This is a genomic window from Pseudomonas sp. 28 E 9 (genome assembly GCF_900004785.1).
GTDB classification, from domain to species: Bacteria; Pseudomonadota; Gammaproteobacteria; order Pseudomonadales; family Pseudomonadaceae; genus Aquipseudomonas; species Aquipseudomonas orientalis_A.
This window is the reverse complement of record NZ_CVTK01000013.1, coordinates 1-14946: the sequence shown is the minus strand read 5'-3', so window position 1 is coordinate 14946 and position 14946 is coordinate 1. Positions and strand designations below refer to the sequence as shown.

At 55.9% G+C, this 14946-nt stretch carries 11 protein-coding genes and 4 tRNA genes; all 15 read right to left on the bottom strand.

Translation table 11 applies throughout. The features are described from left to right. Positions 1-39 precede the first annotated feature (39 nt). Positions 40-4239 (bottom strand): DNA-directed RNA polymerase subunit beta', encoded by a 4200-nt coding sequence (gene rpoC, locus BFQ00_RS02240; protein ID WP_065888415.1) that lies wholly within the window; start codon positions 4237-4239, stop codon positions 40-42. Positions 4240-4303: 64 nt separating this feature from the next. After that, positions 4304-8377, bottom strand: coding sequence for a DNA-directed RNA polymerase subunit beta (gene rpoB, locus BFQ00_RS02235; RefSeq protein ID WP_057724824.1), 4074 nt, complete (start codon positions 8375-8377; stop codon positions 4304-4306). A gap of 219 nt (positions 8378-8596) precedes the next feature. After that, positions 8597-8962 (bottom strand): 50S ribosomal protein L7/L12, encoded by a 366-nt coding sequence (gene rplL / locus BFQ00_RS02230; protein ID WP_003176432.1) that lies wholly within the window; start codon positions 8960-8962, stop codon positions 8597-8599. Positions 8963-9040: 78 nt separating this feature from the next. Beyond that, entirely contained in the window at positions 9041-9541 is a 501-nt protein-coding gene (gene rplJ / locus BFQ00_RS02225; protein ID WP_056861893.1) for a 50S ribosomal protein L10, read from the bottom strand. A gap of 199 nt (positions 9542-9740) precedes the next feature. Further along, positions 9741-10436, bottom strand: a complete 696-nt coding sequence (gene rplA, locus BFQ00_RS02220; RefSeq protein ID WP_003232403.1) for a 50S ribosomal protein L1 — start codon at positions 10434-10436, stop codon at positions 9741-9743. After that, positions 10436-10867 carry a 50S ribosomal protein L11 gene (rplK, locus tag BFQ00_RS02215; RefSeq protein WP_003210097.1) on the bottom strand — a complete coding sequence of 144 codons (432 nt, stop codon included), beginning with the start codon at positions 10865-10867 and terminating at the stop codon, positions 10436-10438. Before rplK ends, rplA begins: the two co-directional genes overlap by 1 nt. 116 nt (positions 10868-10983) lie before the next feature. Beyond that, a complete protein-coding gene (gene nusG / locus BFQ00_RS02210; protein ID WP_003176436.1) occupies positions 10984-11517 on the bottom strand; it encodes a transcription termination/antitermination protein NusG in 534 nt (177 codons plus the stop codon). 9 nt (positions 11518-11526) lie between these two features. Continuing rightward, complete coding sequence (gene secE, locus BFQ00_RS02205) at positions 11527-11895, bottom strand: preprotein translocase subunit SecE (protein WP_003194658.1); 369 nt, start codon at positions 11893-11895, stop codon at positions 11527-11529. 45 nt (positions 11896-11940) lie between these two features. Then, a tRNA-Trp gene (locus BFQ00_RS02200) sits at positions 11941-12016 on the bottom strand. Between the two features lie 162 nt (positions 12017-12178). Continuing rightward, positions 12179-12254: transfer RNA gene (locus BFQ00_RS02195), tRNA-Thr, on the bottom strand. Between the two features lie 26 nt (positions 12255-12280). Further along, positions 12281-12354, bottom strand: a tRNA-Gly gene (locus tag BFQ00_RS02190). Between the two features lie 23 nt (positions 12355-12377). Continuing rightward, positions 12378-12462 (bottom strand) — tRNA-Tyr (locus tag BFQ00_RS02185). A gap of 141 nt (positions 12463-12603) precedes the next feature. Then, positions 12604-13050 carry a hypothetical protein gene (locus BFQ00_RS02180; RefSeq protein WP_065932503.1) on the bottom strand — a complete coding sequence of 149 codons (447 nt, stop codon included), beginning with the start codon at positions 13048-13050 and terminating at the stop codon, positions 12604-12606. A gap of 7 nt (positions 13051-13057) precedes the next feature. Continuing rightward, entirely contained in the window at positions 13058-13807 is a 750-nt protein-coding gene (locus tag BFQ00_RS02175) for a pantothenate kinase (protein WP_065932502.1), read from the bottom strand. Next, a complete protein-coding gene (gene birA / locus BFQ00_RS02170; RefSeq protein ID WP_065932501.1) occupies positions 13797-14756 on the bottom strand; it encodes a bifunctional biotin--[acetyl-CoA-carboxylase] ligase/biotin operon repressor BirA in 960 nt (319 codons plus the stop codon). The genes BFQ00_RS02175 and birA overlap by 11 nt, the downstream gene beginning before the upstream one ends. Positions 14757-14946 lie beyond the last annotated feature (190 nt).

The following is a 14946-nucleotide window of genomic DNA, read 5'->3' as shown; positions in this document are numbered from 1 at the left end:
AATGGGGGTGTCAGGGCCCGGCCTCATCTAACGCAGAACTCAGTTACCGCTTGAGTTCAGCGCTTCGGTCAGTGCAGCTTCCACTTCACTGGCGCTTACGCGCAACGGCTTGTCAGCATCACGGCGGCGCTTGCGCTCGCTGTGGTAAGCCAAACCGGTACCGGCCGGGATCAAACGACCCACGACTACGTTTTCTTTCAGGCCGCGCAGGTAATCGCGTTTTCCGGTTACCGCTGCTTCGGTGAGTACACGAGTGGTCTCCTGGAAGGAGGCCGCCGAGATGAACGACTCAGTGGACAACGACGCCTTGGTGATACCCAGCAGCACGCGAGTGAACTTGGAAACGAATTTCTCGTCGTTCGCCAGGCGCTCGTTTTCCACCAGTACGTGAGTCAGTTCCATCTGGTCGCCCTTGATGAAACTGGAATCGCCGGACTCAGCGATTTCAACTTTACGCAGCATCTGACGCAGGATGGTCTCGATGTGCTTGTCGTTGATCTTCACGCCTTGCAGGCGGTAAACGTCCTGGATCTCGTTAACGATGTACTTGGCCAGCGCACTCACACCCAGCAGACGCAGGATGTCGTGTGGATCGCTCGGGCCGTCGGAGATAACTTCGCCGCGGTTTACCTGTTCGCCTTCGAAGACGTTCAGGTGACGCCACTTCGGAATCAGCTCTTCGTACGGATCGCTACCGTCGTTCGGGGTAATGACCAGACGGCGCTTGCCCTTGGTCTCTTTACCGAACGCAATGGTGCCGCTGACTTCAGCCAGAATCGACGCTTCTTTCGGACGACGCGCTTCGAACAAGTCGGCAACACGCGGCAGACCACCGGTGATGTCGCGAGTTTTCGACGTTTCTTGCGGGATACGCGCGATAACATCACCGATCGCGATCTTCGCACCATCCGCTACACCGACCAGGGCGTTGGCTGGCAGGAAGTACTGAGCGATTACGTCAGTGCCTGGCAGCAACAGGTCCTTGCCGTTGTCGTCGACCATCTTCACGGCAGGACGGATGTCTTTGCCGGCAGCTGGACGATCTTTGGCGTCGAGTACTTCAATGTTGGTCATACCGGTCAATTCGTCAGTCTGACGCTTGATCGTGATGCCTTCTTCCATGCCCACGTAGGTCACGGTACCTTTCATTTCGGTAACGATTGGGTGGGTGTGCGGGTCCCACTTGGCCACGATTGCGCCAGCGTCGACCTTGTCACCTTCCTTGACCGAAATCACAGCACCGTACGGCAGCTTGTAACGCTCACGCTCACGACCGTAGTCATCAGCGATTGCCAGCTCACCGGAACGGGATACGGCAACCAGGTGGCCATCCACTCGCTCAACGTGCTTGAGGTTATGCAGGCGGACGGTACCGCCATTCTTCACCTGAACACTGTCGGCTGCGGAGGTCCGGCTTGCCGCACCACCGATGTGGAACGTACGCATGGTCAGCTGGGTACCCGGCTCACCGATGGACTGGGCAGCGATAACGCCGACCGCTTCACCGATGTTCACCTGGTGACCACGAGCCAAGTCACGGCCGTAGCACTTGGCGCAGATGCCGTAGCGGGTTTCGCAGCTGATCGGCGAGCGAACGATCACTTCGTCGATGCTGTTGAGTTCGATGAACTCGACCCACTTCTCGTCTACCAGGGTGCCGGCAGGAACGATAACTTCCTCGGTACCTGGCTTGAACACGTCACGGGCAATCACACGACCCAATACGCGCTCACCCAGTGGCTCTACAACGTCACCGCCTTCAATGTGCGGAGTCATCAGCAGACCGTGCTCGGTGCCGCAATCGATCTCGGTTACAACCAGATCTTGTGCAACGTCTACCAGACGACGTGTCAGGTAACCGGAGTTAGCGGTTTTCAACGCGGTATCCGCCAGACCTTTACGAGCACCGTGAGTGGAGATGAAGTACTGAAGTACGCTCAAACCTTCACGGAAGTTCGCGGTAATCGGCGTTTCGATGATGGAGCCATCCGGCTTGGCCATCAGGCCACGCATACCGGCGAGCTGACGGATCTGCGCAGCAGAACCCCGTGCGCCCGAGTCGGCCATCATGTACATCGAGTTGAAAGACTCTTGATCGACTTCGACGCCATGACGGTCGATGACTTTCTCTTTCGAGAGGTTGGCCATCATCGCCTTGGACACTTCGTCGTTGGCCTTGGACCAAAGGTCGATCACTTTGTTGTACTTCTCGCCCTGGGTTACCAGGCCGGAGGCGTACTGGCTCTCGATCTCTTTCACTTCGTCAGTGGCAGCACTGATGATGCGAGCTTTTTCATCCGGGATAACGAAGTCGTTAACGCCGATGGAAACGCCGGAGATAGTCGAGTAAGCGAAACCTGTGTACATCAACTGGTCAGCGAAGATAACGGTCTCTTTCAAACCAACCACGCGGTAGCACTGGTTGATCAGCTTGGAGATCGCCTTTTTCTTCATCGGCAGGTTGACGACGTCGTACGACAGACCTTTTGGCACAACTTGATACAACAGCGCACGGCCGACAGTAGTGTCGACAATACGGACATTGCTCACGCTGCCGCCGTCACGGTCGTTGACGGTTTCGTGGATCCGTACTTTAACCTTGGCGTGCAGTGCGGCTTCGCCGGCACGGAACACACGGTCAACTTCCTGCAGGTCAGCGAATACACGACCTTCGCCCTTGGCGTTGATCGCTTCACGGGTCATGTAGTACAGACCCAATACAACGTCCTGCGACGGAACGATGATTGGCTCACCGTTGGCTGGCGACAGAATGTTGTTGGTCGACATCATCAACGCGCGCGCTTCCAACTGGGCTTCCAGTGTCAGCGGTACGTGCACGGCCATTTGGTCGCCGTCGAAGTCGGCGTTGTACGCAGCACAGACCAGAGGGTGCAGCTGGATAGCCTTACCTTCGATCAGTACCGGTTCAAACGCCTGGATACCCAGACGGTGAAGGGTCGGTGCACGGTTGAGGAGAACCGGGTGTTCGCGAATCACTTCAGCGAGAACGTCCCAAACCTCTGGCAGTTCGCGCTCGACCATTTTCTTGGCCGCTTTGATGGTGGTCGCCAGACCGCGCATTTCCAGCTTGCCGAAGATGAACGGCTTGAACAGCTCGAGTGCCATCTTCTTGGGCAGACCGCACTGGTGCAGACGCAGGGTCGGGCCTACGGTAATTACCGAACGACCGGAGTAGTCAACACGCTTACCGAGCAAGTTCTGACGGAAACGACCCTGCTTACCCTTGATCATGTCAGCCAGGGATTTCAGAGGACGCTTGTTGGAACCGGTGATAGCACGGCCACGACGACCGTTGTCGAGCAAGGCGTCGACGGCTTCCTGCAACATACGCTTTTCGTTGCGCACGATGATGTCCGGAGCGGACAGATCAAGCAGGCGCTTCAAGCGGTTGTTACGGTTGATCACGCGGCGGTACAGGTCGTTGAGGTCGGACGTCGCGAAACGACCACCGTCCAACGGTACCAGCGGACGCAGGTCTGGCGGCAGAACCGGCAGAACGGTCAGCACCATCCACTCTGGCAGGTTGCCGGAACCCTGGAAGGCTTCCATCAACTTCAGACGCTTGGACAGCTTCTTGATCTTGGTTTCGGAGTTGGTTTGCGGAATTTCTTCGCGCAGACGGCCAATCTCGTGCTCCAGGTCGATAGCGTGCAGCAGTTCACGGACAGCTTCGGCACCCATGCGGGCATCGAAATCATCACCGAACTCTTCCAGCGCTTCGAAGTACTGCTCATCGTTCAGCAGCTGACCTTTTTCAAGGGTGGTCATGCCTGGATCGATAACGACGTAGCTCTCGAAGTAGAGAACGCGTTCGATATCACGCAGGGTCATGTCCATCAGCAAGCCGATACGGGACGGCAGCGATTTCAGGAACCAGATGTGGGCAACCGGCGAAGCCAGTTCGATGTGCGCCATGCGCTCACGACGAACCTTGGCCAGTGCAACTTCAACGCCGCACTTCTCGCAGATCACACCGCGGTGCTTCAAGCGCTTGTACTTACCGCACAGGCACTCGTAATCCTTTACCGGGCCAAAGATCTTGGCGCAGAACAGGCCGTCACGCTCAGGCTTGAACGTACGGTAGTTGATGGTTTCCGGCTTTTTAACTTCACCGAACGACCACGAACGGATCATCTCAGGCGATGCCAATCCAATACGGATGGCGTCGAACTCTTCGACTTGACCCTGGTTTTTCAGCAAATTCAGTAGGTCTTTCAAGGCCTTTCCTCCTGGCGGAGCAGAGAGCGGGCCAAACGGCCTCGCTCTCGATTCGCGTCACGTGTTATTCGGTTTCCAGATCGATATCGATGCCGAGGGAACGAATTTCTTTGATCAACACGTTGAAAGACTCGGGCATGCCCGGCTCCATACGGTGATCGCCGTCCACGATGTTTTTGTACATCTTGGTACGACCGTTCACATCGTCCGACTTCACTGTGAGCATTTCTTGCAGAGTGTATGCAGCACCGTATGCTTCCAGTGCCCAGACCTCCATCTCCCCGAAACGCTGACCACCGAACTGAGCCTTACCACCCAGCGGCTGCTGGGTAACCAGGCTGTACGAACCGGTAGAACGAGCGTGCATCTTGTCGTCTACCAAGTGGTTCAGCTTCAGCATGTACATGTAGCCAACAGTAACCGGGCGCTCGAACTTGTTGCCGGTACGGCCATCGAACAGCTGCATCTGGCCGCTTTCCGGCAGGTCTGCCAGTTTCAGCATGGCCTTGATTTCGCTTTCCTTGGCACCGTCGAACACCGGGGTAGCCATTGGAACGCCGCCGCGCAGGTTCTTCGCCAGATCCAGGATTTCCTGGTCGGTGAAGGTGTCCAGCTCTTCGTTGCGACCGCCGATCTCGTTGTAGATCTCGTGCAGGAACTTACGCAGGTCAGCGACCTTGCGTTGCTCTTCGATCATACGGTTGATCTTCTCGCCCAGACCTTTGGCCGCGAGGCCCAGGTGGGTTTCGAGGATCTGACCAACGTTCATACGCGAAGGTACGCCCAACGGGTTGAGGACGACGTCGACCGGGGTGCCATTGGCATCGTGCGGCATGTCTTCAACCGGCATGATCACGGAGACCACACCTTTGTTACCGTGACGACCGGCCATCTTGTCGCCCGGCTGGATGCGGCGACGGATTGCCAGGTAAACCTTGACGATTTTCAGCACGCCCGGAGCCAGGTCATCGCCCTGCTGCAGTTTGCGCTTCTTGTCTTCGAACTTGTCGTCCAGCAGACGGCGGCGATCAACGATATAGGCCTGAGCCTTCTCGAGCTGCTCGTTCAGAGCATCTTCAGCCATGCGCAGCTTGAACCACTGGCCGTGCTCAAGACCGTCGAGGATTTCGTCGGTGATGTCCTGACCTTTCTTCAGACCTGCACCGCCTTCAGCCTTATGGCCTACCAGAGCGGAACGCAGACGTTCGAAGGTCGCGCCTTCAACGATACGGAACTCTTCGTTCAGATCCTTGCGGATCTCGTCGAGTTGGGTCTTCTCGATGGACAGTGCACGAGCATCACGCTCAACGCCGTCGCGGGTGAAGACCTGTACGTCGATGACAGTACCCTTGGTACCGGTAGGTACGCGCAGGGAGGTGTCTTTAACGTCGCTGGCTTTTTCACCGAAGATGGCACGCAGCAGCTTCTCTTCCGGCGTCAGTTGGGTCTCGCCTTTCGGAGTGACCTTACCGACCAGGATGTCGCCTGCGCCAACTTCAGCACCTACGTAAACGATACCGGCTTCGTCCAGCTTGTTCAGTGCAGCTTCACCCACGTTAGGGATGTCCGCAGTGATTTCCTCTGGCCCAAGCTTGGTGTCACGTGCCACACAGGTCAGTTCCTGGATGTGGATCGTGGTAAAGCGATCTTCTTGAACAACTCGTTCCGACAGGCAGATGGAGTCTTCGAAGTTGTAACCGTTCCAGGCCATGAACGCGATGCGCATGTTCTGACCCAGTGCCAGCTCACCCATGTCGGTGGACGGGCCATCGGCCATGATATCGCTACGCTGAACGCGGTCACCCTTACGCACCAGCGGACGCTGGTTGATGCAGGTGTTCTGGTTCGAACGGGTGTATTTGGTCAGGTTGTAGATGTCGACACCGGCTTCACCGGTTTCAACTTCGTCATCGGCAACACGAACCACGATACGGCTGGCATCAACGGAGTCGATCACGCCGCCACGACGAGCCACGACGCAAACGCCGGAGTCACGGGCTACGTTACGCTCCATGCCGGTACCTACCAGCGGCTTGTCGGCGCGCAGGGTCGGTACAGCTTGACGCTGCATGTTGGAACCCATCAACGCACGGTTGGCGTCATCGTGTTCCAGGAACGGGATCAGCGACGCTGCAACCGACACTACCTGCTTGGGCGATACGTCCATCAAGGTGACGTCTTCCGGCGCCTTGACGGTAAACTCGTTCAAGTGACGAACAGCTACCAGCTCGTCGATCAGGACTTTCTTGTCGTTCATCGTGGCCGAAGCCTGAGCGATCACGTGATCAGCTTCTTCGATGGCCGACAGGAAGACGATCTCGTCGGTGACCAGGCCTTCTTTCACCACACGGTACGGGCTCTCGAGGAAGCCGTACTGGTTGGTGCGCGCATAAGCGGCCAGGGAGTTGATCAGACCGATGTTCGGACCTTCCGGCGTTTCGATCGGGCATACACGACCGTAGTGCGTCGGGTGTACGTCACGGACTTCGAAGCCTGCGCGTTCACGGGTCAGACCGCCCGGGCCCAGTGCCGAAACACGGCGCTTGTGGGTGATCTCGGAGAGCGGGTTGTTCTGGTCCATGAACTGCGAGAGCTGGCTGGAACCGAAGAACTCTTTCACCGCCGCAGCCACTGGCTTGGCGTTGATCAAGTCTTGCGGCATCAGGCCTTCGCTTTCGGCCATCGACAGGCGCTCTTTGACCGCACGCTCAACACGTACCAGGCCAACGCGGAACTGGTTCTCGGCCATTTCGCCTACGCAGCGAACACGACGGTTACCCAGGTGGTCGATGTCATCGACGATGCCTTTACCGTTACGGATGTCGACCAGGGTCTTCAGTACCGCGACGATGTCTTCCTTGCACAGCACGCCCGAACCTTCGATCTCGGTACGACCGATACGGCGGTTGAACTTCATCCGGCCGACCGCAGACAGGTCATAACGCTCGGGGCTGAAGAACAGGTTGTTGAACAGGGTTTCGGCAGCATCTTTGGTAGGTGGCTCACCAGGACGCATCATGCGATAGATCTCGACCAGCGCTTCCAATTGGTTGCTGGTGGAGTCGATCTTCAAGGTGTCGGAAATGAACGGACCGCAGTCGATGTCGTTGGTGTACAGGGTCTCGATGCGAACGACTTGAGCCTTGGCGATCTTGGCCAGGATCTCGGTGTTCAGCTCGGTGTTGCACTCAGCCAGGATTTCGCCTGTCGCCGGGTGAACGATGACCTTGGCGGTAGTGCGGCCCAGGACGTAGTCCAGCGGCACTTCCAGCTCTTTGAGACCGGCTTTTTCGATCTGGTTGATGTGGCGCGCGGTGATACGGCGGCCGGCTTCAACAATGACCTTGCCCTTTTCATCCTGGATGTCCAGGACGGCAATTTCACCACGCAGACGTGAAGCGATCAGCTCCAGCTTGAGGGTTTCATCCTTCAGGCTGAATACGTTGGTGGTGTAGAAGGCGTCCAGCACCTGCTCAGTGGTATAGCCGAGCGCGCGCAGCAGTACCGAGGCCGGCAGCTTACGACGACGGTCGATACGCACGAACACGCAGTCTTTCGGGTCGAACTCGAAGTCCAACCACGAACCGCGGTACGGAATGATCCGCGCGGAGTACAGGAGCTTACCGGAGCTGTGCGTCTTGCCGCGGTCGTGGTCGAAGAACACGCCCGGGGAACGGTGCAGCTGGGAAACGATTACGCGCTCGGTACCGTTGATAACGAAGGTACCGTTCTCAGTCATCAGGGGGATTTCACCCATGTAGACTTCTTGCTCTTTGATGTCCTTGATCGCTTTGTTCGACGACTCTTTGTCGAAAATGATCAGACGGACTTTTACCCGCAAAGGTACGGCGTACGTAACACCGCGCAACACGCATTCTTTGACATCAAATGCCGGTTCGCCCAGGCGATAACCGACGTACTCCAGCGCAGCATTGCCGGAGTAGCTGATGATCGGGAAAACGGATTTGAAGGCCGCATGCAGGCCCACGTCGCGGAACTGATCTTTGGTCGCTCCCGCCTGCAAGAATTCACGATACGAATCCAGCTGGATAGCCAGAAGGTACGGGACATCCATGACGTCCGGCAACTTGCTAAAGTCCTTGCGGATACGTTTTTTCTCAGTATATGAGTAAGCCATCAGCGTTCCCCAGCTTGGTCACCTGCTTGTTTGGCCCTCCCGACGGGAGCAGCCAGAAAATCTTGCAAACCCCATGGTTTGCACCACCGCATCGGGTGGCTACAGCGCGTTAATGGCGGCGACCGAGTCGACAGCCAAGAACGGAAAAAGGCCGGTGGCAAGAGCCACCAGCCATCAGCCTTCAGCTTAAAGCTTGGGCTGGAGACGCAAGGTCGATGCTTACTTCAGCTCGACTTTAGCGCCTGCTTCTTCCAGAGTAGCTTTGGCTTTGTCAGCAGCGTCTTTCGACACAGCTTCCAGAACCTGGGCAGGAGCGCCGTCAACTACTGCCTTGGCTTCTTTCAGGCCCAGACCGGTCAGTTCACGTACTGCCTTGATCACGTTTACTTTCTTCTCGCCAGCTTCCAGCAGCATGACGTTGAATTCGGTTTGCTCTTCAGCAGCGACAGCAGCAACAGCTGGGCCAGCGGAAGCAGCGGCAGCGGAAACGCCGAATTTTTCTTCGAAAGCTTTGATCAGCTCAACAACCTGCAGAACCGACATTTCAGCTACGGCGTTGAGGATATCGTCTTGGGAGATAGACATTGCTGTATTTCCTGAATTGGGGGACGGCCTACGCGGCCATCGAAATAAACAAAAATACGCGAAAGAATTTGCTCAGCCTTAGGCTGCGGCAGCTTCTTTTTGCTCGCGAACTGCAGCCAGAGTACGAGCCAGCTTGCTGGTAGCGCCTTGAATCACGCTCATCAGCTGCGAAATAGCTTCGTTACGGGTCGGCAGTGTTGCCAGTACGTCGATTTGGTTAGCTGCGAGGAACTTGCCCTCGAACGCAGCTGCCTTGATCTCGAACTTATCCTGACTCTTGGCGAATTCCTTGAACAAACGGGCAGCAGCGCCTGGATGGTCCTTGGAGAACGCGATCAGAGTCGGGCCAGTGAACACGTCGTTGAGAACACTGTATTCAGTGTCAGCAACAGCGCGCTTGAGCAGGGTGTTACGTACAACACGTACGTATACGCCAGCTTCACGAGCCTCTTTACGGAGTCCGGTCATAGCGCTTACTGTCACACCACGGGCATCAGCCACGACAGCGGACAGAGCAGCTTTGGCAGCCTCGTTGACTTCAGCGACGATGGCCTTCTTGTCTTCGAGATTAATTGCCACGGGTTTAACTCCTGCTTGTTACCGTTTCATCCGGCCTAGGCCTGATGTCGTTTTGGTGTCTGATTCGGTAAGGAACCGGGAGCACCATCTGCGTAGGCTTGTTGGTTTAAGACTTGCGTCGCCTACGGTCTTGGATAGCCCCCGCCAGGCAGGGACCCCAATCTTTCAATTGACGCAATCGCTCGCGCCAACCTGTGTCTTATACGTCCAGCGAGCCTTGGTCGATGACCAGACCTGGGCCCATAGTGGTGCTCAGGGTAACGCGCTTGACGTAGATACCTTTCGAGGAAGCAGGCTTGATACGCTTCAGATCAGCGATCAGGGCTTCAACGTTTTCCTTCAGCTTGACGGCATCAAAGCCGACTTTGCCAACGGAGGTGTGAATGATGCCGTTTTTGTCGGTGCGATAACGAACCTGACCAGCCTTGGCGTTTTTAACCGCGGTAGCTACGTCTGGCGTTACGGTGCCGACTTTAGGGTTAGGCATCAGGCCGCGTGGACCCAGGATCTGACCCAACTGACCTACAACGCGCATTGCATCCGGGGAAGCAATAACAACGTCATAGTTCAGGTCGCCGCCTTTCATTTCGGCAGCCAGGTCGTCCATGCCAACGCGATCGGCGCCAGCGGCCAGAGCAGCTTCGGCGGCAGGGCCTTGGGTGAAGACAGCAACACGTACAGTCTTGCCAGTACCGTGTGGCAGCACAGTAGCGCTACGAACGACCTGGTCGGATTTACGTGGGTCAACACCCAGGTTCACAGCAACGTCAACGGACTCGCTGAACTTGACAGTCGACAGCTCGGTCAGCAGGGCAGCAGCGTCTACAAAGTTGTAGGCCTTGCCCGCTTCGATTTTGCCGGCGATAGCCTTTTGGCGCTTGGTCAGCTTAGCCATTACACACCCTCCACGTTAAGGCCCATGCTACGAGCAGAACCGGCGATGGTACGCACGGCTGCATCCATATCAGCTGCAGTCAGATCCGCGTTTTTGGTTTTCGCGATTTCTTCCAGCTGAGCACGAGTTACGGTGCCAACCTTAACGGTGTTCGGACGAGCGGAACCGCTAGTCAGACCAGCAGCTTTCTTCAGAAGAACCGAAGCCGGAGTCGACTTGGTTTCGAAAGTGAAGCTACGGTCGCTGTATACAGTGATGATCACTGGAGTCGGCAGACCTGGCTCAATACCCTGAGTACGGGCGTTGAAGGCCTTGCAGAATTCCATGATATTCACGCCGTGCTGACCCAGAGCTGGACCGACGGGTGGGCTAGGGTTGGCCTGAGCGGCCTTCACTTGCAGCTTGATGTAAGCGGTAATCTTCTTGGCCATGAGGCACTCCAATTACGGGTTCAAGCGCCTCGAAAGGCTCCCCGGTTACTTGCGCGTTTATCCCAGTGACGACAAAACCCCACAGCCTAGGCTGTGGGGTTGGGATGCTTGCTCAGCTAGACCTTCTCGACCTGGCTGAACTCCAGCTCTACCGGAGTAGAGCGACCGAAAATGAGCACCGCCACTTGGATCCGGCTCTTTTCGTAGTTAACTTCTTCGACAGTGCCGTTGAAATCAGCAAACGGACCATCTGTGACACGAACAACCTCGCCTGGCTCGAACAATGTCTTCGGCTTAGGCTTGTCGCTACCATCAGCAACACGACGCAGAATTGCTTCCGCCTCTTTATCGGTGATCGGCGCAGGCTTATCGGCAGTACCGCCAATGAAGCCCATGACGCGAGGAGTATCCTTGACCAAGTGCCAAGTACCTTCGTTCATGTCCATCTGCACCAGCACGTAGCCAGGAAAGAACTTACGTTCACTCTTGCGCTTCTGGCCATTCCGCATTTCAACCACTTCTTCAGTGGGAACCAGAATTTCGCCGAAGCCATCTTCCATGCCTGCCAGCTTTACGCGCTCCAGCAAAGAGCGCATAACATGCTTCTCGTAACCCGAGTAAGCATGCACAACGTACCAACGCTTAGCCACGGGACACCCTTAGCCAACAATCAAGGAAACAAGCCAGCCGAGCAGGGAATCGAGCCCCCACAACAGCAACGCCATAACCAGAACAACAGCCACGACAATCAATGTGGTCTGTGTGGTTTCTTGGCGAGTCGGCCAAACGACTTTACGAATTTCAGTGCGAGCTTCCTTTACCAGGACCGCGAAGGACTTGCCCTTGGCAGTCTGCAGGCCTACAAAGGCGGCTACAGCAGCAAGGGCGAGCAAAGCGAGAACGCGGTACAGGATCGGCGAAGCAGAATAGTACTGATTGCCAACAACGCCTACGACCACCAAGGCGACTACTGCGAGCCACTTGACCAGATCGAAACGAGAGCTTTGAGCTTCAGCCTTAGGAGTCATCTATGAAGATCCTGTGAAAAGAAAGCCAGACACACCACGTGAATCTGGCAGGTCAGGAGGGAATCGAACCCCCAACCTACGGTTTTGGAGACCGTCGCTCTGCCAATTGAGCTACTGACCTAAAACAAAATCAGGCCGACCATTATGCAGGCCTGAAAAAGACTTTACAACAACCAACCCCAACAGACTTGAAATCACTGACATCCAACGCCAGAAACAGCACGATACAAGCCGAGGCAGCTGTTAAAACAAAGGCAGATATTTTCATATCTGCCTTGTTATATGGAGCTCTTGAGCGGATTTGAACCGCTGACCTCACCCTTACCAAGGGTGTGCTCTACCAACTGAGCTACAAGAGCAAAACACCTTGCACAACCTGCAAACTTGGAGCGGGTAGCGGGAATCGAACCCGCATCATCAGCTTGGAAGGCTGAGGTTCTACCACTAAACTATACCCGCGGAGCTTGCAGCTCACGCTAAAATGGTGGAGGGGGAAGGATTCGAACCTTCGAAGTCGTAGACGTCAGATTTACAGTCTGATCCCTTTGGCCGCTCGGGAACCCCTCCTAAGCGAGCCGGCATTTTACATCACGCCGACCTTCTGTCAAGCATTTTCTCATTTAAATTATGAGGTTAGCTGCGTTGACGTTGCTTCGCATCAAAAGCCTTAAAGGTCTTCACTGCGAAGCGGGCGCCATTCTATGCAAACTATTGGAGAGTTGCAATGCCTTCGCACAGCATTATTTTATGTTTTAACTCATTGAATTCCTTAGCAAGGTTTTCAAAGGGCAGATCATCCGCCAGGCGCCTGCTTTCAGGGGACACTCGGAGCCAATAACCGGTTGCTTCAGGCATGTTCAGCAATTGGACCTTGACCTTTATATCCAGGCTCGTGAGGCGCTGTTCCAAGGATTGCGCCTGGCGCTGATCGGCAAACCCGCCAATGTACAAGCAGGTATTTTGCGTGTCGGACGATTTCGCACGATCCCTGCGAGCCACCGAATCGGAAGATTCACTCAGCAGTTTTATATCCTGCTGGGAGCCACGATAAAGACTCAGAGGAGTGACATCCTTGGCGCGCAACGGCGCCTCTTGCTGATGCCATATGTAATAGAAAATATTGAGAATCAGTAGAAGCAGAAACAACCAACGCATAAACACCTCAGGGCAAAGGGCACGCCATTGCCAGGCCAATAAATACCAGATCCGGCACAAGCCGTGCCTGCGGCACAGCGTCAAAGACCAGGTCAGCATCTCCGCCAGTCAGGAATACCGTGAAGTCATCCCCCCAATAACGCCTGGCGAGCTCGATCTGGGTGAGCACAAACCCTCTCAGCATCAGCGTACAGCCACGCTCGACCGCCTCGACCGTTGTACGCCCAGGCGACAGTCGCTCCAGAGCGCGCTCGGCGGACGCATCGTCGTAGCGTATCTTGCGCGTATGGGTACGCAGCTGGTTGCGCATGAGCGGCAGGCCAGGACAAATGAAGCCTCCCAAATGCTTGCCATCGGCATCAATGAAATCTGCCGTCGCCGCCGTGCCAAAATCCAACACCAGGCAAGGACCGGACGCTAGCTTGTACCCTCCAAGGATCGCCAGCCAACGGTCCAGGCCAAGCCGCTCGAACTCCTCATAGCCATTGCGAACGCCCGCCATTTCCACCGCGGACGTGGCACACGAGACCGTTATGCCAAAAGCGTCAATCAATGTCTCGACCAGCTTATCCGTTTCCTCCAGGGCGCGAACACTCACCAGTCGGCAACGCGTCAGTGCCATGTCCGGCACCGCATTCAAACTCTCAATCAATGCCACATTCGAACCGACCACGCCCTCCGCAAAGGCGCTCACCCTGTCGATATTCAGCACTCGCCATTTGATAAAGCTATTCCCACAGTCGAGCTCAAGAATCATCACGCAACCTCAGGCTTAACTCACCACCGCTGTATGTTTTTTCGACACCGTCTACGTCCAGGCGCAACGCTCCTTGACGATCAACACCGAGCACCACTCCATCAACACGATTCACACCCGCGATAAGCGATACCGCCTGCCCTTGCCACGCATGATTTCGCTCCCATTCCTCCTGGAGGGCCGCAAAGCCAGATACCCTGTGCCGATCGAGGTAGCGCTGCAGTTGCAGGCTAACCTGGGCCACCAGAGCATTACGATCAGCAGCAGATCCTGTTTCGAGCTGCACCGATGTCCATTGCTGATCAACCTCAGCAGCTCTCTGCATGTTCACGTTGATCCCGATACCGATTACCACGTGACAGATATCCGCCGGATCCCCAATCAACTCCAGCAATATCCCCGCGATTTTCTTGCGCCCGACCAATACGTCATTGGGCCATTTCAAGACGGCATCCTGAACACCCGACTCTCGCAGAGCCTGAATGACCGCCAAGCCAACAACAAGACTTAGCCCTTCCAGTTGCCGGAGGCCATCCTCAATACGCAGTACCAGGCTGTAATAGATGTTTTGGGCGAACGGGCTGACCCACTTTCGGCCGCGCCTACCGCGCCCAGCCATTTGCTGCTCAGCTAATACCAGGAAAGGCACAGCCCGCGCGACATCAACCATGCGCAACGCCTCTGCGTTGGTGGAATCAATCGAGTCGTAGATATGGATGGGCCAGGACAACGACGGTGCACTTCGCGTAATCCCTTCAGCATTCAGAAACACCAATGGCGACGCTAACTGGTACCCCTTACCACGCACCTTATGAATAGGTAGATTCAATTCGGCCTCAAGAAGCTGAAGCTGCTTCCACACGGCACTGCGACTAACGCCCAGGGCGGCACCCAGCGCCTCTCCGGAATGGAATCGGCCATCTTTCAGAAGTTCTAACAGCGTAAGCATGCAGGTATCGCCTCACAATGAGGCACGCATGATAGCCATGCGAAGAGGCATTGCATAGAAAGGCCGCACTTCGCCAAGCCGCAGTGAACGCTCTTCATGCTTTTCGAGCGCCCAAAACAAAACCCCTGTTTGCGTGAGCAAACAGGGGTTCTGGAATTTAATCTTGACGATGACCTACTCTCACATGGGG